We start from the raw sequence: 22,426 nt of genomic DNA on the forward strand, positions 1-22,426 counted from the left end.
TTTAATTAGCCCATGTCTACCACAGCCGTTAACACGCCAATGCGTGAATATCGTGGCCGCTTTGCGCCATCCCCTTCAGGGCCATTACATTTTGGCTCACTTATAGCGGCTGTGGGTAGCTTCCTTGATGCAAAAGCCAATCAAGGAAAATGGTTAGTACGCATTGAAGATATCGACACAACGCGTGTTGTAAGCGGTGCTAGCGACGATATATTACATACCTTAGAGGCTTACGGTCTTTACTGGGACGAGCCTGTCATATACCAAACCCAGCGTCATGAGCAATACCAAGCCATTGTTGACGAGTTAATTTCGCAAAACCTTGTTTATGCATGCCATTGCACGCGCAAAGAAATTAAAGCAATCGGTGGAATATACCAAGGCCACTGCCGGTATAAAAACTACGCTTTAACTGATTCAGCGCTACGTTTAACCCAGCAATTTGCAACCAGTCACTACCATGATTTAATTCAAGGTGAAGTGTATGTTGATAGCCAACTTGCCAAAGAAGATTACTTAATAAAGCGCAGCGATGGTTTATTTGCTTACCAACTGGTCGTAGTCGCCGATGATATTACACAAGGTATTACAAGAGTCGTTCGCGGAGCTGATTTACTCGAACCGACCGCACGACAACTCAGTTTGTTTAAGCAGCTAAATAAACCGGCCCCAGAATACGCCCACCTACCTTTAGCAGTAGCTAAACCCGGTTTTAAGCTATCAAAACAAAATTACGCTCCGGCAATAGCAAAATCAGATCCAAAGCCCGCGTTGTTCGATGCCTTGCGCTTTTTAGGCTTAAAGCCAGAAAGCTCACTTTTATCGTTAAATATCGATCAGATGTTAGCTTGGGCTATTGAAACTTACCGCCTTGAACACATACCAAAGGTGCAAGAAATACAAGTTAGCGAGGATCCAAACTCTCCTTTTTGTAACTTTGTTACTATTGAAAAATAAATTGCCAATTTTAAAGGCCGAGTAACTTAATTTTTCAGCCCTGCTGGTATATGATAGCGACCCAAAGTGTGCGAATCATCAACACCTTAATTTAGCGCCATTTAAAACACACTGATTACACGTCAATCTCACATCGGCGAAGTATCAAACAAACGCTATACTTGATGAGTCGCAAAGTCCGCGTCGTAGGAGACAGATTATTATTTCTAAGCTTTTTCAATTTTGTCGGCAGATTATTGGCCCAAATGCCACGACATCAAGTGATGCTTTGCCAACGAGCGAGTTACCTTTGGTGATCGAACGCAGTGAACATGGTATTTCGCGCAAACAATTTAGCCCAAATGCAATCAAAGTATTGTACCGCCTTAAAGAAGGTGGTTTTGATGCCTACCTTGTAGGTGGTTGTATTCGAGATATATTGTTAGGCCAACAACCCAAAGACTTCGACGTTGTAACAAACGCAACCCCAGAGCAAATCAAAAAGCTATTTCGTAACTGTCGCTTAATTGGTCGTCGCTTTCGTTTAGCGCATATTGTATTTGGTCGAGAAATTATTGAAGTGGCAACCATGCGTGGCCATCACGAAGCTGAAGAAAGCAAAAATCAAATTAGCCAATCAAGTGAACACGGCCAACTCCTGCGCGACAATGTTTATGGCAGTATTGAAGAAGATGCTGAGCGCCGCGACTTTTCGATTAATGCACTTTATTACTCAATTAATGACTTTTGTATTTATGACTATGCCAATGGCATTAGCGCGATAAAAGCAAAACAAATTGAGCTAATTGGCGACCCAGAAACACGTTACCGTGAAGACCCTGTGCGCATGTTACGTGCAGTGCGTTTTGCCACCAAACTAGGAATGAGCATTGCACCTGGCACCGAAAAGCCAATTAAAGGCCTTGCTAACTTACTTGATCATATTCCGCCTGCTCGTTTATTTGAAGAATCACTCAAATTGTTTTTAAACGGCAAAGCTGAAGAAAACTACTTAATGCTACGCCAGTATGGTTTATTCAAAGCATTATTTCCTGCGCTTGATAAAATCTTAGATGCTAACCCTGAAGGCTTCGAACATACATTTATCCTGCAAATGTTTAAAAACACCGATAAACGTATTAATGCTGATAAAAAAGTCACCCCAGCCTTTATTTTTGCAGCCTTATTGTGGTTCCCATTGCAGAGCATTGCGAAGAAGTTACAACAACGCGATCAACTTTCAGAGTACGATGCATTTGCACAAGCAATGAACAAAGTACTGAGTGAAAACGCGCAACAGGTAGCAGTACCAAAACGCTTCACCTTGGGTGCACGCGATATTTGGCATATTCAGCAACGCCTTGATAAACGAGGTGGTCAGCGCGCTTATAGGCTCACTCAACAGCCTCGCTTCAAAGCCGCTTATGATTTCTTATTACTGCGTGTGCAAGCTGGCGAAGAGCAACAAAAAGAGCTTGCTGATTGGTGGACAACCTACCTAAGCCAAGACATCAATGGCCAAAAAGAGATGGTTAAAAGTTTAGGACATCAAGGTGGCCCTAAGCGCCGTCGTCGCCCACGCAAGAAAAAAGTAGACTAAGTATGCATACCGTTTATTTAGGTTTAGGTGCCAACTTAAACACACCACGTAAACAAATTCATGCTGCTGTCACTGCCCTAAAAGCATTAAAAGATGTTGAGTTTGTTTGTGTATCCCATGATTACGCAAGCAAACCAATGGGGCCACAAGATCAACCCGATTATGTAAATGCAGTCGCGTGTGTTAAAACTGCACTTAAGCCAGAGCAGTTGCTTGATTTAACTCAAGCCATTGAGCTTGAGCATGGCCGTGTTAGAAAAGAAGAACGCTGGGGTCCGCGTACCCTTGATATAGATATTTTATTGTTCGGTAATGACGTGATAAACACCCCTCGCTTAACTGTGCCTCATTACGGCTTAACAGAGCGAGAATTTGTTGTTTATCCCTTGTTAGAAATTGCACCAACACTTGTATTACCGAATAATCAATCACTTGCTGATATAACAAAAACGTTGCCTTTAAACGATTTACAACAACTCCCTCAGCAGTAATCAACCAAGGCTAAGCCTTAGAGGAAATTATGTCTAAAATCACCGTTTCAACTCTCAATAAAATGAAACAAGAACAACAAAAAATCACCGCATTAACGGCTTACGACGCCAGCTTTGCTAAATTGTTTCATGATAATGGCGTCGAGGTGATTTTAGTCGGTGACTCACTAGGCATGGTATTGCAAGGTGCTGATGACACCCTTGCTGTAACCAACACAGATATTGCATACCATACTCGCTGTGTGCGTGCCGGTAGCCGCGAATTATTTGTGATTGCTGACTTACCTTTTATGACCTATGCCAACCCAACTGATGCCTGTAAAAATGCAGCAGAGCTGATGCGTGCTGGGGCAAACATGGTTAAGCTTGAAGGTGGCGAATGGCTGCACGACAGCATTCGTGCGATGACCCAACAAGGTATTCCAGTATGTGGCCACCTAGGCTTAACACCTCAGTCAGTGCATGTTTTTGGCGGTTTTAAAATTCAAGGTCGTGAGCAATCTCAAGCCGATAAAATGGTCAGCGATGCGAAAGCACTTGAAGCGGCAGGTGCACAGTTACTTGTTTTAGAATGTATTCCAAGTGAGCTTGCTAAACGTATTACTGATGAGCTAAACATTCCTACCATTGGTATTGGTGCAGGTAATCAAACTGATGGGCAAATCTTAGTAATGCACGACCTAGTTGGTATTTCGGCAGGTTATATCCCTAAGTTTTCAAAGAATTTTTTATTAGAAACCGGCAATATGCCAGCAGCAGTGCAAAAGTATTGTGAAGATGTAAAAAGTGGTGCTTTCCCAAGTACCGAACACGAGTTTAAATAAATGCAATCAATCACTGAAATTAAATCGTTACGCAGCCAAATCAAAGCTTGGCGTCAAGCGGGCCTGAGCATTGCACTAGTGCCTACCATGGGCAATTTACACCAAGGTCACTTTTCACTTGTTGAAAAAGCCAAAACATTGGCTGATAAAGTGGTTGTGAGTATCTTTGTAAATCCGATGCAATTTGGTGCCAATGAAGACCTTGATAGTTACCCGCGCACACTAAACGAAGATAAACAAGGTTTAGCAGATCTTGGTACTGATATCGTGTTTACCCCATCCGTTGAAACGATTTACCCAAATGGTTTAGGCGAGCAAAGCTTTGTCGATGTACCGGGTGTTTCTATGGGTTACTGTGGAGGCTCGCGTCCTGGCCACTTCAAAGGCGTTGCAACCGTTGTCACTAAGCTATTTAATTTGGTTCAACCTGACTTTGCTTGTTTTGGTGAAAAAGATTTTCAGCAGCTACAGGTTATTAAAACCATGACGCGCGACCTATCTATTCCAGTTGAAATTATTGGCGTACCTACTTGCCGCGAAATCTCTGGTTTAGCAATGAGCTCTCGTAATGGCTATTTATCTGATGAGCAAAAAGACACCGCAAAAGTACTGTTTGCCACACTAAATAATACTGCAACGGCACTTAAACAAGGCAGCGCAGACATTGCTGCACTTGAGGCAGATGCAAAAGTACAGCTTGAAAAGGCTGGACTAAAACCTGACTATTATTCGATTGCAGAGCGCTCAACACTAAAACCAGCCACCGCGGCTGATAAACAACTTGTTATTTTAGCTGCTGCTTATTTGGGCTCAGTACGATTAATTGACAATTTACAAGTTGAGCTGGATTAAATAGCAACAATCTGGGTAAGATGGATTGCAAAGAAAAGACATAAACTAGGGATAAGCATGAAAAAACTACCAGCAATTGCAGCAACATTGTTTGCTATGACATTACTGTCTGCCTGCTCAAGCAAAATTGACAACCCAGAAATGCAGCAATGTGCTCAGCAAAACTATCAATGCGAAGCAAGCTGTGAGCAACAAAGCACTGCTGATGGCTTAGTTCATAAAGTCTGTAGCAACAAGTGCATTGAAGCTTACAACCAATGTAAAGCTAATGCAGAAAAGTTAGGCGAAGTTAAATAACAACAGCTCGCTTTTTAAGGCACTGATAACCTATTCGGTGCCTGCACTCCCCCTCCCGATAACAATTTCGCTTTCACAATTAAGCCTCTGGTAATTTTGTTCATATTTTTGTTTACCCTTTAAGCTATTCATATTAGGGCAAGCTTTCGTTCATTAAACTTCTCCATATTGGTGACGAATAAACAACTGCAACTGTGTAATTGTTTCTCACTAATTTCAAAATTTTACTCTTCGCATTTAGCTGCACCAACTCAAAGCCATTGAGATTATTAGTTTTTATTTTGGGCCCAGCAATTGCTATGAGATATGAAAGAATTAACGTGATTTACGGCTAAAGGAAAATTGAATGAAACCAGAAACCCGAACTAAGCTCTTCAGCGCTATTAAAAAGAAGACCTTCTTGGGCGTATTATTAGCCATGAGCGCAGGTCATAGTTACGCAGTTGAAGACCCAGAGCAGCCAAAAGCAACTGAAACAGAACAAACAGCCGCTGAGGTTCAAGCAACCGCAAATGAAAAACAGCAAGTAGAGGATACTGCTGCTGTTGAGCTTAAGCCTGCAATGATCACGATTCCAGAAGAAAAGCTATTTGAAGTTATCACTGCACGTGCGAAAAAATTAGCCTCTGAGCCGTATGTAGCGCCTAAAGAGTTAGAGCTTGAAGCATTAACTAATATTGGTTATCAGGACTACCGTGCGATTCGTTTTCGTACTGAGCAAGCAATTTGGAAAGATCAAAGCCTGTATGAAGTGCAGTTATTCCACCCTGGCTTTTTATATCGCTCACCAGTTGCAATCAATACTCTTGAGCAAAATGCCGAAGTAAAAAGTTTACCTTTTAAAACAGATTACTATCGTTACGATGCAACTGCTGCCCCGTTAGAGCAAGAGATCAGCACCGCTATTGCCAATACACAACTTGGCCATGCAGGTTTTCGTTTGCATTTTCCACTGAACAACAACCAGTACAAAGACGAAGTAGCTGTGTTCCAAGGTGCTTCGTATTTTCGTTTAGTTGGCCCGCATCAAGTATATGGTCTGTCAGCTCGAGGTCTTGCAGTTGATACAGCACTGAGCTCAGGCGAAGAATTTCCTGTTTTCAAAGAGTTCTGGTTAGTAAAACCTGCACCCGAAGATACTACCATCGTGCTTTATGCATTATTAGATAGCCCTTCAGTGTCGGGAGCCTATCGTTTTGAACTAACACCTTCTACTAACACTGAAGTAAAAACCGAGATGCAAATTTTTGCCCGTAAAGACATTAAAAAGCTCGGCATAGCCCCGCTAACAAGTATGTTTTACCACGGTGAAAATAGTACTAAGTTTTTTGATGATTACCGCCCTGAAGTACATGATTCTGATGGCCTATTAATGCAATCAGAACAAGGTCAATGGATTTGGCGTGCACTGAATAACCCAAAAAAATTAAGTGTCACTTCGTTTAGCTACGAGAACCCTAAAGGCTTTGGCCTTGCACAGCGAGACCGAGACTTTAATAACTACCTTGATACCGAAGCGCATTATCACAACCGTCCGAGCATGTGGATTGAGCCAGTGGGTAATTGGGGTAAAGGGCGTGTTGAGTTAGTAGAAATCCCTACAGATACCGAAACTAACGACAATATTGTTAGCTATTGGGTGCCAGAGCAGCCTATGAAAGCTGGTGACAGCTTAAGCTTTAGTTACAAGCTTTCGACTTTCAATGCCAGGCTTGCAACTCAAGATAAAGCGAGTGTGTTAAGAACCCGAATTGGTAGTGCAGCATTACCTGGTGAAGACAATCCACCACCAAAAAGCCACCGCCAATTTACCGTTGATTTTAGTGGCGAAACCATTAATCAACTATCAGCTAATTTTGCCATGCAGGCGGATCTTACACTCTCTGCTGGGCAAATAAGCGATAAAACGGTACAGCAGTTACCAAACAATCAAGGATGGCGCGTAGCATTTAAAGTGGCGCCAGAGGGAGATAAGCCTGTTGATATGCGCTTATCGTTAAAACTACGTGATAAAGAAATCAGCGAGGTATGGAGCTATGTCTGGTATCCAAACGACGTCCAATAGTAAAGCATTAAAGGCAACAGCAATGCCATTTAAGAAGACCCGCGCTTGGCTTTTTTCAAGCCTAGCGCTTACCATTACTGCCTATGGCGTGTGGATCATGTTCGATATTTTAAATTCTAACGGCATGACACCGCTTGAGTACGCTTTACTGGCATTATTTACAGTTACCTTCGCGTGGATTGTTACAGCCTTTTGTAGTGGCTGTATGGGCTTCATCCTGCAATTATTTCGTATTGACCCGTTGACCTTAAAACGTCAAAAGCCAATCGAGATTAATCAGCATGCCTTGAGCCAAACTAAAACAGCCATTGTTATGCCTATCTACAACGAAGATACAGAGCGTGTCATCGCCGGTTTTGAAGTAAGTTTACGCTCGCTGGCTAAAACAGGGCAAATGCCGCATTACGACTTTTACTTGCTAAGTGATACGCAAGACCCTGAAATTGCACGTAATGAACTTAAAGCGTGGAATGCACTTACTGAGCGCTTAGGTGATTTAGCAAAGCATACTTTTTATCGTCGCCGTGAAGATAATAAACACCGTAAAGTGGGTAACTTAACTGATTTTTGTGAACGTTGGGGCAGCCAATACGATCACATGATTGTGCTTGATGCCGATAGCATTATGACGGGTCAATGTATGCTTGAACTGACTTCTAGCATGGTCAGCAATCCAAAATCAGGCTTGATCCAGACGATCCCGATTCCGGTTCGCCAAGACACGTTTTTTGGTCGCTTTTTACAGTTTGCATCAATTTTATATAGCCCAATGCTGGCAACTGGTTCTGCTTTTTGGCAAACAAACCAAGCAAACTACTGGGGCCACAATGCGATTATTCGCGTTGAAGCATTCACAAAGTGCTGCGGCCTACCTGTTCTAAAAGGTAATGCCCCATTTGGTGGTGAGATCTTAAGTCATGACTTTGTAGAAGCTTCTCTGCTACACCGCAGTGGTTGGGATGTGTTACTGCTTAGCGATGTTGAAGGCAGTTACGAAGAAGTACCAAGTAACATTCTCGATTACGCGATTCGTGATAGACGCTGGGTGCAAGGTAATATCCAGCATTTAGGTTTACTGCCTAAATCAGGTCTTAAGCTAATGAGTAAAATGCATTTTTTATTTGGTGCCACAGCATATATTTCATCGTTAATTTGGTTATCTATGCTGGCATTAAGTACCTTAGATGCAGTAACTCGTGCACTTAATAGCGACGTGTACTTTAACCATGCTTATCAACTTTTCCCAACCTGGCAAATTGCCAAAACGGATTTAATTGATTCGTTGTTATTTATTACAGCTGTATTGTTGTTACTGCCTAAATTAATGGGCGTAATTGTGACTTTAGTGCATCGTAATAAAGCCTTTGGCGGTACGATGAAGTTAATTGCCGGTTCACTCATCGAAACTATTTTTGCGATTGTGATTGCCCCTTTAATGATGGTGTTTCATAGCTACTTTGTAGTGTGCGTATTTTTAGGTAAAAAAGTTAGCTGGGATGCACAGCCTCGCGAAGGCAGAATGGTGCCGTGGAAAGAAGCGATTGGTTATACGTTATTTTCGACTATTACTGCGATTATCTGGGGCTCAGTTGCCTACTATTACACACCGACTTTCTTTTGGTGGTTATCACCTATTTTAGTAGGCCTTATTTTAGCAGCGCCAATTGTACGCTATTCAAGCAGCATCGGCTTAGGAGTTAAAATGCGTAAAATGGGTTTATTTTTATGCCCAAGTGAAGTTGAAAACGATGATACCTTAGCGGCACTTCGTGTACATCAACAAGAAATTGGCTTGCCAAAAGATGAACACGCTGACTTTAGTGTGCCAGCATTACCTAATGAATACCCAACGGTAATGCCTATTCAAAGCTTTAAGGCACCCTCGGGTAAAAAGCGCAAGCAAGTACGTATTGCTCAGCAACGTATTAAAGCCAAGCTCTTTGCCAAAAGCTAAACGAAAAAAAACCGCTCAATGAGCGGTTTTTTCATCTATGTCTGTATGGTTGTTACAGAAGGCCTAGCTTTTTAAGTTCAGCCATTGCCATTTTACCTGAAAGTGGCACATAACCATCTTTCTCAACAATTTTTTGACCGTCTACAGAAAGAACCATTTTTAAGAACTCTGCATCGATTGGTGAAAGTGGCTTATTAGGGTGCTTGTTCACATAAACGTATAAGAAACGAGATAGTGGGTATTTACCTGTTGCTACGTTTTCTAATGTTGCATCAACAAAGTTGTCGCCTTTCTTAGAAAGTGGAACTGTGCGTACACCTGATGTTTTATAACCGATACCTGAGTAACCAATCGCGTTCACTGAAGAAGAGATTGACTGTACTACAGATGCAGAACCAGGTTGTTCGTTTACGTTGTTACGGAAGTCACCTTTACAAAGTGCTTTCTTCTTGAAGTAACCGTAAGTACCTGATACTGAGTTACGACCGTAAAGCTGGATATCTTTTGCAGCCCAATCCCCCTCAAGACCTACTTCGCTCCAACGATTAACTTGTTCACTTGCACCACATTTACGTGTAGAAGAGAAAATCGCATCAACTTGGTCAATACGTAAACCTTTGATTGGGTTATCTTTGTGTACGAATACAGCTAGAGCATCGATTGCAACGCGAACTTCAGTTGGCTTGTAGCCGTAACGCTTTTCGAATGCTTCGATTTCTTTTGACTTCATACGACGGCTCATTGGGCCGAAGTTTGCTGTACCTTCAGTTAATGCTGGAGGAGCAGTTGAAGAACCCGCTGCTTGGATTTGAATGTTTACGTTTGGATAGAAGCGTTTGTACTCTTCTGCCCAGAACGTCATCATGTTTGCAAGAGTGTCAGAACCAACAGATGAGAAGTTACCAGAGATACCACTTGTTTTAGTGTACTCAGGCATATCTTTATCAACTGCAGCTGCTTGTGCTGATACAAATGTTGTTACAGCCACACCCATTGCGGCAACGAGATTTTTGAATTTCATAGGGGTTACTCCGATTTGTTCGTCCCATTTCCTAACTGCGGTCTACTCTAATGACACTAGATGACAGTTAGATTACCCTTAAATGACATTTTTATGACTTTGCAGTTTTTTCAATTTTTTCTGCAATACGCACGACTTTTTCGCTACCAAATGCAAACGCAAAGGTCGAGCCTTGTCCTAATTTACTGCTGATATCTAAACGACTATCATGCCTTGTAAGTACGTGTTTTGTAATTGCTAAACCTAGCCCAGACCCACCTGTCGTACGGCTACGAGCTTTATCGACACGATAAAAACGCTCGGTTAAACGGTTAATATGCTCTGCGGCAATACCATCACCATTATCGGTCACACTAAATGCGGCTTGGTTATCTTTAAGCTGCCAATCAACCACAATTTTGCCACCTGGCTTGGTGTAATGAATGGCATTAAAAACAAGGTTAGAAAAAGCACTACGTAATTCGTCTTCGGCCCCTTTAATGTCTAAACTCGCATCAACATTAAATATAAGCTCATGGCCTTTGTCCTGGTTCAATGACTGTGCTTCGGTTTGAATATAGGTAAGAAGCTGCGGCACATTGACAGGTTTATCGTTATCTTGACGACGTGCCCCTTCAATACGCGACAACGAAAGTAATTGATTGACCAAGCTATCCATACGCTTACATTGTTCAAGCATGGTTGTTTGCGCTTTTTGCCACATTGCAGGAGGTGGTAAGCTATCTGAATCAAGCATTTCTAAGTAACCGGTTACCACAGTAAGCGGTGTTCTCAGCTCATGAGAAACATTGGCCACAAAGTCTTTACGCATCTGCTCAAGTTGCTTTAAGCGAGTAACATCACGCACCACCATCATCAACTGTGAACTTGCATAGGGCATAACACGAAACTCTAAGGTTTGATCGTAGCTGTGGCCACCATCAAGCTCGAGCGGTTCATCGAAACAGGCTTTATGCATGTACTTTGCAAACTTAGGATCGCGAATAAGATTATCTAAGCGTTGCCCATGATCAGTAGGCCACTGTAACCCTAAAACTTTTAAAGCCAATTGGTTACACCAAATGATGCTAAGATCTTTTTGTAATACGACAACCGCATCAGGCACAGCCTCGGCGCCGTCACGAAAGCGGCGTATTAAGTCTGCCAATTCATTGCGTTTTTTACGGTTTCGATGCTGTAAGTGATAGATCCCTTCAAAGACTTGCTCCCATGCTCCCTCCCCTTCGGGTGGGTTAAAACTACGTTGATTAAGAAGCCAATCGCTGAGGCGATATAATTGATGATAATGCCAAATTAAAAGTGCAAAAGAGCCTAAAAATAAAAGCAAAAAAGGCGCACCTACAAGTACGCCAACTAATAACAAGGGTAAGAAATACATAAACAGGCGTTTTGCTAACGCCTGTTTATTCACTACTCGATACATACACTCACTTTACCTTAAGTATGTAAATTAGCTTGTTAAGGTCATTGCAATGACACTTATAATTTACTTGAAAAACGGTAGCCTGCACCGCGAACGGTTTGCACTAAACGGTCATGCCCTAATGGTGCAATCGCTTTACGTAGACGACGAATATGTACATCAACAGTACGGTCTTCTACATATACATTTGTTCCCCATACATGATCAAGTAATTGTTCACGGCTGTAAACACGTTCAGGATGCGTCATGAAGAAATGTAGTAATCTAAATTCAGTAGGCCCCATATCTAATTCACTACCTTCTGATGTTACACGGTGTGAGATTGGGTCAAGGCGTAAGCCATGAACTTCAATGGCTTCTTCTAATGAGGTTGGTGAAACACGGCGAATAACCGCTTTAATGCGCGCCATTAATTCTTTAGGAGAAAATGGTTTGGTTACATAATCATCAGCACCTACTTCAAGGCCGCGTACTTTGTCTTCTTCTTCACCGCGAGCAGTCAGCATAATGATAGGTATCTGACGAGTATATTCGTTTTGCTTAAATTTCTTAGCAATTTGAATACCGCTACCACCAGGTAACATCCAATCTAATAAAACCATATCTGGGTATGGTTCAACCATAGCTTCAATCGCAGAGTCATAATCTTCTGCTTCAATTGCTTGAAAACCATTTTGCTCTAAAACAAAAACCAGCATCTCTCTGATAGGCGCTTCGTCATCGACGACTAGTACTTTACGTGACATTCCAATTTATCTCTTTCGTTAGCGAACTGGTTTCATTATTATGACTAAGTATGACATTTTTATGAAAGTCTAACGAGTAATTGAAAAAGCGCAAAAAAATCAATGCAAAAATAGCCATTTTTTACGCTTAAATAGTAAATTTCGGATTAAAAGTCATACCTTAAAGTGACTGCAAGATGATCTTCATCAGCATTATTATCTAGTGAAAATTGCGTATACCACATGTACATACGTGCTTGTTTTGACAGGCTTCGTTCAACACCAACAGAAGTACCGCTACCCGAATCTTTCAATTTACCAAAGCTGCCATCAGTATCTTGATATTGCGCCAGCAACTTATATTTATCTATTTTGTAAGATGCGCTCACTAAAAAGCCATCTTCTTTGTCAGAACCGGTGACTTTTTCGCTTTGTTGATACATACCGCCTAAGGTTAAATCGCCTAATTTGCCTTGCGCCGTAAACCGTGTTGTATCATAACCGGCTACTTTACTGTCGTGGGCAACACTTACAAAGTAAGGCGCTTTTTTAAATTTACTATCACCATACATAAATGCCGCAGAGACACCGGTTTCTTCATCTTGTTTGGAGTTATCTTCAGCAATATAGGTGACCACAAATTGCATATTGCCAACAATTGGCGAACTGTAATGAACTACATCACCAAGGCGATTTTCACCATTAAATAAGGCTTTAACATCACCATTAAAGTCGTTCATTAAATCAATTTTACCCTGCGATACTTTTAACGCGGTATCGTGACGACCAAGCACTACCTGCCCATAGCTGCCTTGTAGACCAACATATTGATTACGCGCGGTAATATTCTCTTCTGTTTTACCATCGCTATCTTGATCCGCCGCATTTACTGCAAATTCAAACTTATATACGGCTTTTAACCCATCGCTTATTTCACCGCTGCCTTTGATCCCCATACGTGAGTTATAGCTCTCAATAGAAGTTTCACTGCCATCGCCAGTGTCGCTATTAGCAACCCCTAAATGGGCCCGACCATACACATCTACAGCTTCGGCAGCACTATGAAAAGAAATAATGCACATTGCAAAGCTCGACAACATCATGGCAGGTTTATTCATGGTAGCGATCCTCAATTTAAGCAATAACTTAAAAATCGAACATAAAGGGCTTTTGGTCAAGGCGAGGAGGAGATATTTCACATAAAAATCACGGATCACTGATCTACCAACTTAATCAGATCAGGATCAGATTTTTACTAAGAAGATCAACTTCAGATCAGTTTTTTACTTAGAGAATAAGATAACTTGTTGATTTAATGTTAAGGCGCTCAGCATTTCGTTTAAAAGATGAGCAAAGAAAAGCCTGTGATCAGTATACAACTAGTAAAATAATGATCCGTGAAAGCGAAGGTTAGTAAAACAGTGATCCTGAAAAACACGAGTAAGTATATCGCTGATCCGCCTTGATCGAATCATAAAAAAACCGGCATAAAGCCGGCTTTTTCACTTTACTATCAATTACTTGATTTGTGGATCAAGTTCACCTGATAAGTATTTTAGATGCATATCATCTAAAGAGATAGGCTTGATCTTACCAGCTTGACCTGCCGTACCAAATGCTTCGTAGCGAGCAACACAGATCTCTGTCATTGCTTTCGTTGCTTCAGCTAAGTATTTACGTGGATCAAAGTTAGCTGGGTTTAAAGCTAAGTGACGACGAATTGCACCTGTTGATGCTAAACGAAGATCGGTATCGATATTAACTTTACGAACACCGTGCTTAATACCTTCGATGATCTGCTCTACTGGCACGCCATACGTTTCAGGAATTTCGCCACCGTATTGGTTAATCACTTCTAACCACTCTTGTGGAACAGAAGAAGAACCATGCATTACTAAGTGTGTGTTAGGAATACGCGCGTGGATTTCTTTAATGCGATCAATCGCTAAGATATCGTCTGTTGGTGGACGAGTGAACTTGTACGCACCATGTGATGTACCACAAGCAATAGCAAGTGCATCAACCTTAGTTTTACTAACGAAATCAGCGGCTTCTTCAGGATCTGTTAGCATTTGATCAGTAGACAGTTTACCTTCTGCACCCACGCCGTCTTCTTCACCTGCTTCACCTGTTTCCAGTGAACCTAAAACACCTAACTCGCCTTCAACAGACACACCACAAGCATGAGCCATTTCAACGGTTTGACGAGTTACATCAACATTGTATTCGTAGCTTGAAGGAGTTTTACCATCAGACATTAATGAGCCATCCATCATTACTGATGAAAAGCCTAACTGGATTGAGCGCTGACATACACCTGGTGAAGTACCGTGGTCTTGGTGCATTACAACTGGGATATGAGGCCATTCTTCAACGGCTGCTAAAATCATATGACGAATAAAAGGGGCACCAGCATAGGCACGTGCGCCTGCTGAACCTTGTACAATTACCGGGCTGTTTGTTTTGTCAGCCGCTTCCATAATTGCACGCATTTGCTCTTGGTTATTAACGTTAAACGCAGGTACGCCGTAACCATTTTCAGCTGCATGATCAAGAAGTTGTCGCATACTGATTAAAGCCATTTGGTATTCTCCAAATTGTATCGACAGTAGTTTCCTACTATCTAGTTTGAACGGATAAGTTATTTTTTTGATGCATCACTGCATCACGAAAAGCTCGCGCCTACCGTAACAGCTGTAAATAAAACGAGGGTGAGAGGTATTTTATTAACAGCTAAACCAGCGTAATTACCTAATAACTACGCTGGCATACGCACTAATTACTTAGCACGTTCTTCAAGCATAGCAACTGCTGGTAATTTTTTCCCTTCTAAAAATTCAAGGAAAGCACCACCACCGGTTGAAATGTAAGAAACTTTATCGGCAATGCCGTATTTATCAATCGCTGCAAGCGTATCACCGCCACCAGCAATCGAGAATGCACTTGAGTTAGCAATCGCATCAGCAATAGCACGTGTGCCATTACCAAATTGGTCAAATTCAAATACACCAACTGGACCATTCCATACAACAGTGCCCGCATTAGCAATGATTTTTGCTAATTGGTTTGCTGTATCAGGACCAATATCGAAGATCATGTCTTCGTCTGTTACTTCATTCACATCTTTTAATGTTGCCACTGCAGATTCTGAGAACTCATTACCTACAACAACATCAGTTGGTACCGGGATTTCACCGTTATTAGCTTTTGCCGCAGCACTTAATTTGTTTGCTTCATCAATTAAATCAGCTTCAAATAAAGATTTACCTACTGGGTGACCTGCCGCTGCGATGAAGGTATTAGCGATACCACCACCCGTTACAAGTTGATCAACCACTTTAGAAAGTGAATCAAGTACAGTTAACTTAGTCGATACTTTAGAGCCACCAACGATAGCAACCAAAGGACGAGCTGGGTTATCAAGCGCTTTACCTAGTGCGTCTAGCTCTGCCGCAAGTAGTGGACCTGCACATGCAACATCAGCAAATAAACCTACACCGTGAGTCGATGCTTGTGCTCGGTGAGCCGTACCAAATGCGTCCATTACGTAAACATCACATAATGCAGCTAGTTTTTTAGACAGTGCTTCGTCGTTTTTCTTTTCGCCAGCGTTAAAACGCACGTTTTCGAAAACAACCACTTCGTTATCAGCAACGTCTACGCCTTCTAGGTAGTCTTTTTCAAGACGAACTGTTTGCTCAAGGGCATCATTTAAATAATTAACCACAGGGGCAAGTGAGAACGCTTCTTCATATTCCCCTTCCATAGGGCGGCCAAGGTGTGACATCACCATTACTTTAGCGCCTTTTTCTAACGCTAATTTGATAGTTGGTAATGCTGCACGAATACGCGCATCAGAGGTCACTTTACCTTCTTTTACAGGCACATTTAAATCTTCACGAATTAACACGCGTTTGCCGTTTAAATCTAAATCTGCCATTTTAATGACCGACATGGACTTCTCCTTAGTTAACGATACTAATATTATATTTATAAATTATTGGCTTACAGCCATCATCGCACGCGCAGTGTCGAGCATACGATTCGCAAAGCCCCACTCATTATCGCACCACACTAACAACTTTATCAGTCGTTTATGACTAACACGTGTCTGAGTGCCATCTATGATACAAGAATGTGGGTCATGATTAAAATCTACCGATACCAATGGCTCTTCTGTGTAGCTTAAAATACCGTCAAGGCGGTCTTTTGCAGCTAACTTAAGTGCCTGATTGACAGTCGCTAAATTCACATCGGTATTCACTGTTACACTTAAATCCATCGCCGTCACATTGATCGTTGGTACCCTAACAGCAATGGCTTCGAAGCGACTATGAAACTTAGGCAAAATACGCTCAATACCACGAGCAAGCTTTGTATCTACCGGAATAATAGACTGGCTTGCAGCGCGAGTACGACGTAAATCATGATGATACGCATCAATCACTTGCTGATCATGCATCGAGGCATGAATCGTTGTAATAGCCCCAGATTCAATCGAAAATGCGTCATCCAGCACTTTAATTACTGGCACAATACAGTTTGTGGTACATGAACCGTTTGAAACAATCGTATGTTCAGCTTTTAGCTCATCATCGTTAATACCATACACAATTGTGGCATCAACATCAGCATCTGCAGGCTGTGAAAACAATACTTTTTTTGCACCAGCAGCTAAGTGTAGTTCTGCATGTTCACGTGAGTGATACACCCCTGTACATTCAAGAACTACATCAACATCAAGAGTTTGCCAAGGTAGTTCTGCAGGGTTTTCTTCTGCAAATAAGGCTATAGAGTCGTTTGCAACCGTTAAAGTATCTTCGCCAAGATTAACTGGAAATGAAAAGCGGCCGTGAGATGTATCGTATTTAAGGAGATGGGCAATGCCCTTAGGGTCGGCTAATTCGTTAATAGCGACAATTTTGATTTGATCTTCAAGCCCTGATTCATACAGAGCTCGGACGATGTTGCGCCCGATTCGACCAAAACCATTAATTGCAAGTTTGATTGCCATGAAGAAGAAAATCCACTCTATTTGCTTGCAGATAAAGGCAGCTGCCTTTTAGATGGCGGTATTGTAATCGACCTGAAGAGTTTTTATAAGAGGGCAAGGTAAATAAAACTACTTTAACAACCCTAGATGGCTCAATTTTGGTAATCAACCTTTGAAGTTTTTATAAGAGGTCAGCAAAAATAAAAATTGCTTAGCATGTATTAGATGGCGCAGTTTTGGTAATCGACCTTACACATTATTATAAGAGGTCAGGTGAAATAAAAGTTGCTTAGCATGTTTTAGATGGCGCAGTTTTGGTAATCGACCTTACACATTTTTATAAGAGGGCAAGGTAAATAAAACTACTTTAACAACCCTAGATGGCTCAATTTTGGTAATCGACCTTTCACTTTTTTATATGAGAGCAAAGTTAATGCAATTGCCATAGCAACTTCTGCCTCTCTTTATTCCTTTATAGCCAGCGACGAACAGATTTTTGGTATTGCTGGTATGCTGACCCAAACTTCTCTGCCATAAACGTTTCTTCTGGCATAATTTGAAATCGATTCATATAGAGAATAAATACCGGCAGCATTATAAAAATCGTAACATTACCAAGATAAATACCCCAACCGATTAGCATTAATAACATACCAACATACATTGGGTTACGGCTAATTTGATAAACACCACTTGTAACAAGACTCGCCGACTTTTCTGGAATTCGAGGGTCAACGGTCGTACCTTGTTTACGAAATTGATAAACCCCTAATAAAGCAAACACCACACCTAAAAATGCAATGAGTAGTGCTACAAAAGATGATGCGAAAAACGAGAAGCTAAAACTCGTAAACAAGTCTGCTATGCCCCACATCATCAACGCAATGATCAGCAGCAGCAAAACTGGGGGCACTTTTAATTCTAACTGATTCACACTAGCTCCCCTACTTTCAATGCCTTACCACGACTAATTTGATGACACTGTGCTAAGAATAATTCGGCCGTTGCCATGGCATCAGTAAGGGCATGGTGCGAGCTGTAATGCGGTAAGTTGTAGCGTTTACGGCATTCGCTAAGTGTTAAATCATCGTGGCCAATTTCGTGGCCTTGCTGGTGCAGGCGTTTTTTTTCAATAACAAAGGTATCAAGAATTAAACGCGCTTTTGCATCTAAGCCAAGCGTTCTGCAAGCCTGTTTTAAAAACCCCCAATCAAGTGCCGCATTATGAAACACTAAAATGCACTCACCAAAATGCTGATGCAGCTTGCCAAGAATGCTTTCGAGGCTTTCACCTGTATCTATGTCTTGTTTTGCAATACCGTGGTAAATCGGGCTTTGTTCTAAGCTTTGCACGTCTTTATTTATTAAGTGCTGCGCACCGCTGAGCTTAATGCATTGATCTTCTATCATTACCCACGCCACCGAGACAATTTCGTGCTGGCGAGGGTCAAGGCCCGTTAATTCCATGTCTATCACTACGTAGCGCTCTTTATAGGCATCGGCTGCCAAAAGTTGCTTGCGCGCTAAATACCGATTTAACCAGCGTTTAACCATAACGCCTCCTATAAACTACCACGAGCAAACTTAAAGGCGGCCGCTTGCTGTGCCTGTTTAACCAAATAAAATGCTTCTTTTAATTGATGTCGCTCTAATGAATTCAACGCATTTGGGTTAATACAGTTGCTAGGCAATCCCTCTTCGTTAATTTGCGTGCCTAAACGAAGCTGGGTTAAAAAGCGCCAACAGTCTTTTAGGTTATATAAGTCATCTTTATTGAGTAGCGAAAATTTCATTAACGCATCAATACGCTCTTGCGTATTAGCACGCTGAATACCCGCTTTAAGCGAATATAAACGTACTATGTCGTTGATGATCACCACACCGCGTTTTTTTAAATCTAGGTACTTATGCTGTTTTTCGTCAGTTTCTAATTTAAATTGATTAAACAAACCAATGGGCACTGGCGTATTTTTAATGTCGCTGGCCATAGCTGCATAGAATAAGTCATTTTTAGAAATGCGCTTTAGCTGCTCACAAAAGCGCGCATATAAGATGGTTGAGCCTTCAATGAAGCGTAGATCAAAAAATATCTTACAATTGAGCATCGCCTCTGGTGTCGGTGAGGTGATCCACTTATGAAACTTTTCTATCCAATCGTTAATGCCCATTCGACACGCTGCATTGCTCGCCATAATATTGCCAGGGCAACGTTTTATACCGCACTCAATTAAATGCTCACAGACATACTCGCCCATGCGTTTAAAGTAATCTTGTTGTTCTTCTGTTAAATCATCAGGTAGCAACAGGCCATTATCTTGGTCTGAGTGCAGCGTTTGTTCTTCCCTTGCTTGTGAACCAAAACAAATAAAACTAAAGCTGGTTGGTGCCGCGCCATTATCTTCTTGAAATAAACGGATCAAACGCGAAGTCAGTGCATCGGTTAAACCACTTAATAATTTACCAATCAAGGAGATGTCATCAATATTGTTCGAAAAGCCTTTTAATAAACCGGGTATCTCTTGCGAATAACGTTTTAAGTCAACCACGCTATGCGCTTTATAAATTCGCCCAATTAATTGTACTGGGTCGCTTTTTTGCTGACGCAGTAAATCAGTACTGGTGAGCATACCAAGCGGTTTGTGATGTTCATCAAGCACAGGTAAATGGTGAATATTGTGCTTAAGCATTAAGTGTAGCGCCGAAAACACGCGGTTATTTTCAAAAATAAACTTGGGTTTACACGTCATGATGCTACTTACTGACTCTTGAGGGTCAACCTCATCGGCCAATACGCGATTGCGCAAGTCTCTGTCGGTGACAACCCCAACGAGGCGATCATGTTCAGTTAGCATAATCGACGAAACACCCTGTTGTTTCATTTTTTTAGCGGTTTGACGAATACTTGCATCTGGCGCCAAGGTGACGGCTTTGCGATTCATCAATTCGCAAATTTTCTTCTCCGACCAACTATCGTTTTGACTTTTATAATGAGAAGACAATAAACGGTTTTTGTGGGCGCGAACAAAGTATTGCTCAAACACTTTATACTCACGGCGTAAGTAATCAAATGCCGCTTGGTTTAGCATGTAAACAATGCCTTCCTTTTGCACTGAAATGCTATTTTGAATCGCTTCGCCAGTTAACAGTGAAGGAAAACCAAAGTAATCGCCACTCGATAACTTAGTAATCACATCGCCTTTTGGGTCGACTAAATCATAATCGCCAGAGCGAATTAAAAATAATCTGAGATTATCTGAACTTAACCACTGATTTTGATTCTCACGGGTCAGATAAATAATATCGAGATGGTTTACAAAATACTCACTGGCAACGCCATCAAGCTGATTAAATGGCGTTTGTTGCATCACAAATTGGGCGACTTCCTGTTGCTCGGTATTCATGGTCATTCTCGCTATAAAATAGAGACAATATCTACACTACCCCTGTTTGAAATAAATAAAAAGCCCGACTTAAGTCGGGCTTTTGAACTTCAAGAGTGTGTTCTTATAAAATGGTTTTATTAGTGCGCGTGTGCTGCGCTCGAACCTTTAGGATTACGGATACCTTCAACCATTTCTTGGATTTCAACTGGTGTTTCAGCCGTTAGTTTAAGTACGATAGCTGCAACCACAAAGTTAACAATCATACCAACCAGACCAATACCCTCAGGTGAAATACCAAATAACCAGTTTGCAGGTGTATTCAATTCAGGGCTTACGAACTTGAAGTAGATAATATAAGCCGCTGTGAATGTAATACCTGTCACCATACCAGCAATCGCACCTTCTTTATTCATCTTCTTAGAGAAGATACCCATAATGATGGCTGGGAAGAAGCTCGCCGCTGCTAAGCCGAAGGCAAAGGCAACAACCGAGGCCACGAACCCTGGCGGGTTAATACCAAAGTAAGCTGAAATTACAATCGCTATCATCGCAGCTAGGCGCGCTGCTAGTAGCTCTTGTTTGTCACTTATATCTGGTTTTAAGGTGCGTTTTAATAAGTCATGCGATACCGAGGTCGAGATCACCAATAGTAAGCCTGCTGTTGTTGATAGCGCTGCTGCGATACCACCTGCTGCTACTAATGCAATCACCCATGCTGGTAAGTCTGCAATCTCAGGGTTTGCAAGTACCATGATGTCGCGGTCAACTTTAACTTCGTTTGCGCTGTTTGGATCATCAATCTTACCTGCTGAGTAGAACATTTTGCCGTCACCATTTTTATCGTTAAAGGTGATTAGGCCTGTTCTTTCCCAGTTTTTAACCCAAGCTGGTGCTTCTGCGTACTCTGTACCGCTACCATCTTTACCGTTAATTGTATCAATCATGTTTACACGAGCGAATGACGCTACAGCAGGTGCTGTTGTATAAACAACTGCAATGAAAACAAGTGTCCATGCAGCTGAGATACGCGTGTCTTTAACACGTGGAACAGTGAAGAAACGAACGATTACGTGCGGTAAACCTGCAGTACCAACCATTAGCGCGCCTGTGATTGCGAATACATCAATCATGCTCTTCGAGCCTTCGGTGTACTGCGCAAAGCCAAGCTCAGTACTGAGCCCATCTAATTTATCGAGTACAAACTGTCCTGAGCCATCGCTAAGCGTTGCACCAAAACCTGTTTGTGGGAAGAAGTGACCTGTCATCATCATTGAAATGAAGATTGCTGGAACAAGGTAAGCAAATACTAGTACACAGTACTGAGCGACTTGCGTATATGTAATCCCCTTCATACCGCCTAATACAGCGTAGAAGAATACAATCACCATACCAATGTAAACACCGGTCTCAATATCTACTTCTAAGAAGCGAGAGAAAACTACGCCCACACCACGCATTTGACCTGCGATGTATGTGAAACAGATAAAGATGGCACATAAAATTGCAACAACACGTGCAGCTTGTGAGTAATAACGGTCACCGATGAAATCTGGCACCGTGAACTTACCAAACTTACGTAGATAAGGAGCTAAACAAAGTGCAAGTAGTACATAACCACCTGTCCAACCCATTAGATATACACCACCGTCATAGCCCGCAAACGAGATAATACCCGCCATTGAGATAAACGATGCCGCACTCATCCAGTCAGCAGCAGTTGCCATACCATTTGCTAGCGGCGGTACACCGCCCCCTGCAACGTAGAACTCATTTGTTGACCCAGCACGAGCCCAGATTGCGATGCCGATATAAAGCGCGAAGCTTAAACCGACGATAATAAATGTGAGTGTTTGAACATCCAT

General features: G+C 41.8%; 19 protein-coding genes. 8 read left to right on the top strand and 11 right to left on the bottom strand.

Annotated elements, in window-relative coordinates; translation table 11 throughout:
- Positions 1-12 precede the first annotated feature (12 nt).
- From gluQRS to mdoH, 8 genes are all read left to right on the top strand, one after another.
- Positions 13-957, top strand: a complete 945-nt coding sequence (gluQRS, locus tag ABMY41_RS03235) for a tRNA glutamyl-Q(34) synthetase GluQRS (protein ID WP_252949002.1) — start codon at positions 13-15, stop codon at positions 955-957.
- Positions 958-1,249: 292 nt separating this feature from the next.
- Positions 1,250-2,536 (top strand): polynucleotide adenylyltransferase PcnB, encoded by a 1,287-nt coding sequence (gene pcnB, locus ABMY41_RS03240; protein WP_287243535.1) that lies wholly within the window; start codon positions 1,250-1,252, stop codon positions 2,534-2,536.
- Between the two features lie 2 nt (positions 2,537-2,538).
- Entirely contained in the window at positions 2,539-3,027 is a 489-nt protein-coding gene (gene folK / locus ABMY41_RS03245) for a 2-amino-4-hydroxy-6-hydroxymethyldihydropteridine diphosphokinase (protein WP_251600927.1), read from the top strand.
- A gap of 29 nt (positions 3,028-3,056) precedes the next feature.
- The gene (gene panB, locus ABMY41_RS03250; RefSeq protein WP_063530220.1) at positions 3,057-3,851 is read left to right on the top strand and encodes a 3-methyl-2-oxobutanoate hydroxymethyltransferase; all 795 of its coding nucleotides are present in this window, start codon (positions 3,057-3,059) and stop codon (positions 3,849-3,851) included.
- Positions 3,852-4,703 (top strand): pantoate--beta-alanine ligase, encoded by an 852-nt coding sequence (gene panC, locus ABMY41_RS03255; RefSeq protein WP_175082962.1) that lies wholly within the window; start codon positions 3,852-3,854, stop codon positions 4,701-4,703. It begins immediately after the preceding gene.
- A gap of 57 nt (positions 4,704-4,760) precedes the next feature.
- Positions 4,761-5,000, top strand: a complete 240-nt coding sequence (locus ABMY41_RS03260; protein ID WP_058585751.1) for a hypothetical protein — start codon at positions 4,761-4,763, stop codon at positions 4,998-5,000.
- A gap of 346 nt (positions 5,001-5,346) precedes the next feature.
- The gene (locus ABMY41_RS03265; protein ID WP_349274129.1) at positions 5,347-7,065 is read left to right on the top strand and encodes a glucan biosynthesis protein G; all 1,719 of its coding nucleotides are present in this window, start codon (positions 5,347-5,349) and stop codon (positions 7,063-7,065) included.
- Entirely contained in the window at positions 7,037-9,019 is a 1,983-nt protein-coding gene (mdoH, locus tag ABMY41_RS03270) for a glucans biosynthesis glucosyltransferase MdoH (RefSeq protein WP_252949007.1), read from the top strand. The genes ABMY41_RS03265 and mdoH overlap by 29 nt, the downstream gene beginning before the upstream one ends.
- Before the next feature lie 52 nt (positions 9,020-9,071).
- On the opposite strand, the gene ABMY41_RS03275 is transcribed toward mdoH, so the two are convergent.
- The 11 genes from ABMY41_RS03275 to ABMY41_RS03325 form a co-directional block, all read right to left on the bottom strand.
- The gene (locus tag ABMY41_RS03275; protein ID WP_054560880.1) at positions 9,072-10,040 is read right to left on the bottom strand and encodes a phosphate ABC transporter substrate-binding protein PstS family protein; all 969 of its coding nucleotides are present in this window, start codon (positions 10,038-10,040) and stop codon (positions 9,072-9,074) included.
- Between the two features lie 91 nt (positions 10,041-10,131).
- A complete protein-coding gene (gene phoR, locus ABMY41_RS03280) occupies positions 10,132-11,463 on the bottom strand; it encodes a phosphate regulon sensor histidine kinase PhoR (RefSeq protein WP_287243527.1) in 1,332 nt (443 codons plus the stop codon).
- A 56-nt stretch (positions 11,464-11,519) separates the two neighbouring features.
- Positions 11,520-12,209 carry a phosphate regulon transcriptional regulator PhoB gene (gene phoB / locus ABMY41_RS03285; protein ID WP_054551169.1) on the bottom strand — a complete coding sequence of 230 codons (690 nt, stop codon included), beginning with the start codon at positions 12,207-12,209 and terminating at the stop codon, positions 11,520-11,522.
- Positions 12,210-12,355: 146 nt separating this feature from the next.
- Entirely contained in the window at positions 12,356-13,306 is a 951-nt protein-coding gene (locus tag ABMY41_RS03290; RefSeq protein ID WP_287243528.1) for a porin, read from the bottom strand.
- A 399-nt stretch (positions 13,307-13,705) separates the two neighbouring features.
- On the bottom strand, positions 13,706-14,770 hold the full coding sequence (gene fba / locus ABMY41_RS03295) for a class II fructose-bisphosphate aldolase (protein ID WP_252949010.1): 1,065 nt from the start codon (positions 14,768-14,770) through the stop codon (positions 13,706-13,708).
- 197 nt (positions 14,771-14,967) lie between these two features.
- A complete protein-coding gene (locus ABMY41_RS03300) occupies positions 14,968-16,143 on the bottom strand; it encodes a phosphoglycerate kinase (protein ID WP_349274132.1) in 1,176 nt (391 codons plus the stop codon).
- 42 nt (positions 16,144-16,185) lie between these two features.
- Positions 16,186-17,202 carry an erythrose-4-phosphate dehydrogenase gene (gene epd, locus ABMY41_RS03305; protein ID WP_054551164.1) on the bottom strand — a complete coding sequence of 339 codons (1,017 nt, stop codon included), beginning with the start codon at positions 17,200-17,202 and terminating at the stop codon, positions 16,186-16,188.
- A gap of 451 nt (positions 17,203-17,653) precedes the next feature.
- Entirely contained in the window at positions 17,654-18,115 is a 462-nt protein-coding gene (locus tag ABMY41_RS03310) for an isoprenylcysteine carboxylmethyltransferase family protein (RefSeq protein WP_252949012.1), read from the bottom strand.
- Positions 18,112-18,735, bottom strand: coding sequence for a 3'-5' exonuclease (locus ABMY41_RS03315; RefSeq protein WP_349274133.1), 624 nt, complete (start codon positions 18,733-18,735; stop codon positions 18,112-18,114). Before ABMY41_RS03315 ends, ABMY41_RS03310 begins: the two co-directional genes overlap by 4 nt.
- Positions 18,736-18,743: 8 nt before the next feature.
- Entirely contained in the window at positions 18,744-20,582 is a 1,839-nt protein-coding gene (locus ABMY41_RS03320; protein ID WP_349274134.1) for a DUF294 nucleotidyltransferase-like domain-containing protein, read from the bottom strand.
- Between the two features lie 119 nt (positions 20,583-20,701).
- A complete protein-coding gene (locus ABMY41_RS03325) occupies positions 20,702-22,426 on the bottom strand; it encodes a sodium:solute symporter family protein (protein WP_251600946.1) in 1,725 nt (574 codons plus the stop codon).

This window comes from Pseudoalteromonas sp. BZA4, assembly GCF_040104395.1.
Taxonomy (GTDB): domain Bacteria; phylum Pseudomonadota; class Gammaproteobacteria; order Enterobacterales; family Alteromonadaceae; genus Pseudoalteromonas.

Bases quoted from the DNA above. Each gene is read 5' to 3' on its own strand.
- gluQRS (WP_252949002.1), top strand. From the start codon at position 13: ATGTCTACCACAGCCGTTAACACGCCAATGCGTGAATATCGTGGCCGC.
- folK (WP_251600927.1), top strand. From the start codon at position 2,539: ATGCATACCGTTTATTTAGGTTTAGGTGCCAACTTAAACACACCACGT.
- panB (WP_063530220.1), top strand. From the start codon at position 3,057: ATGTCTAAAATCACCGTTTCAACTCTCAATAAAATGAAACAAGAACAA.
- panC (WP_175082962.1), top strand. From the start codon at position 3,852: ATGCAATCAATCACTGAAATTAAATCGTTACGCAGCCAAATCAAAGCT.
- ABMY41_RS03260 (WP_058585751.1), top strand. From the start codon at position 4,761: ATGAAAAAACTACCAGCAATTGCAGCAACATTGTTTGCTATGACATTA.
- ABMY41_RS03265 (WP_349274129.1), top strand. From the start codon at position 5,347: ATGAAACCAGAAACCCGAACTAAGCTCTTCAGCGCTATTAAAAAGAAG.
- mdoH (WP_252949007.1), top strand. From the start codon at position 7,037: ATGTCTGGTATCCAAACGACGTCCAATAGTAAAGCATTAAAGGCAACA.
- ABMY41_RS03275 (WP_054560880.1), bottom strand. From the start codon at position 10,040: ATGAAATTCAAAAATCTCGTTGCCGCAATGGGTGTGGCTGTAACAACA.
- phoR (WP_287243527.1), bottom strand. From the start codon at position 11,463: ATGTATCGAGTAGTGAATAAACAGGCGTTAGCAAAACGCCTGTTTATG.
- phoB (WP_054551169.1), bottom strand. From the start codon at position 12,209: ATGTCACGTAAAGTACTAGTCGTCGATGACGAAGCGCCTATCAGAGAG.
- ABMY41_RS03290 (WP_287243528.1), bottom strand. From the start codon at position 13,306: ATGAATAAACCTGCCATGATGTTGTCGAGCTTTGCAATGTGCATTATT.
- fba (WP_252949010.1), bottom strand. From the start codon at position 14,770: ATGGCTTTAATCAGTATGCGACAACTTCTTGATCATGCAGCTGAAAAT.
- ABMY41_RS03300 (WP_349274132.1), bottom strand. From the start codon at position 16,143: ATGTCGGTCATTAAAATGGCAGATTTAGATTTAAACGGCAAACGCGTG.
- epd (WP_054551164.1), bottom strand. From the start codon at position 17,202: ATGGCAATCAAACTTGCAATTAATGGTTTTGGTCGAATCGGGCGCAAC.
- ABMY41_RS03315 (WP_349274133.1), bottom strand. From the start codon at position 18,735: ATGGTTAAACGCTGGTTAAATCGGTATTTAGCGCGCAAGCAACTTTTG.
- ABMY41_RS03320 (WP_349274134.1), bottom strand. From the start codon at position 20,582: ATGAATACCGAGCAACAGGAAGTCGCCCAATTTGTGATGCAACAAACG.
- ABMY41_RS03325 (WP_251600946.1), bottom strand. From the start codon at position 22,426: ATGGATGTTCAAACACTCACATTTATTATCGTCGGTTTAAGCTTCGCG.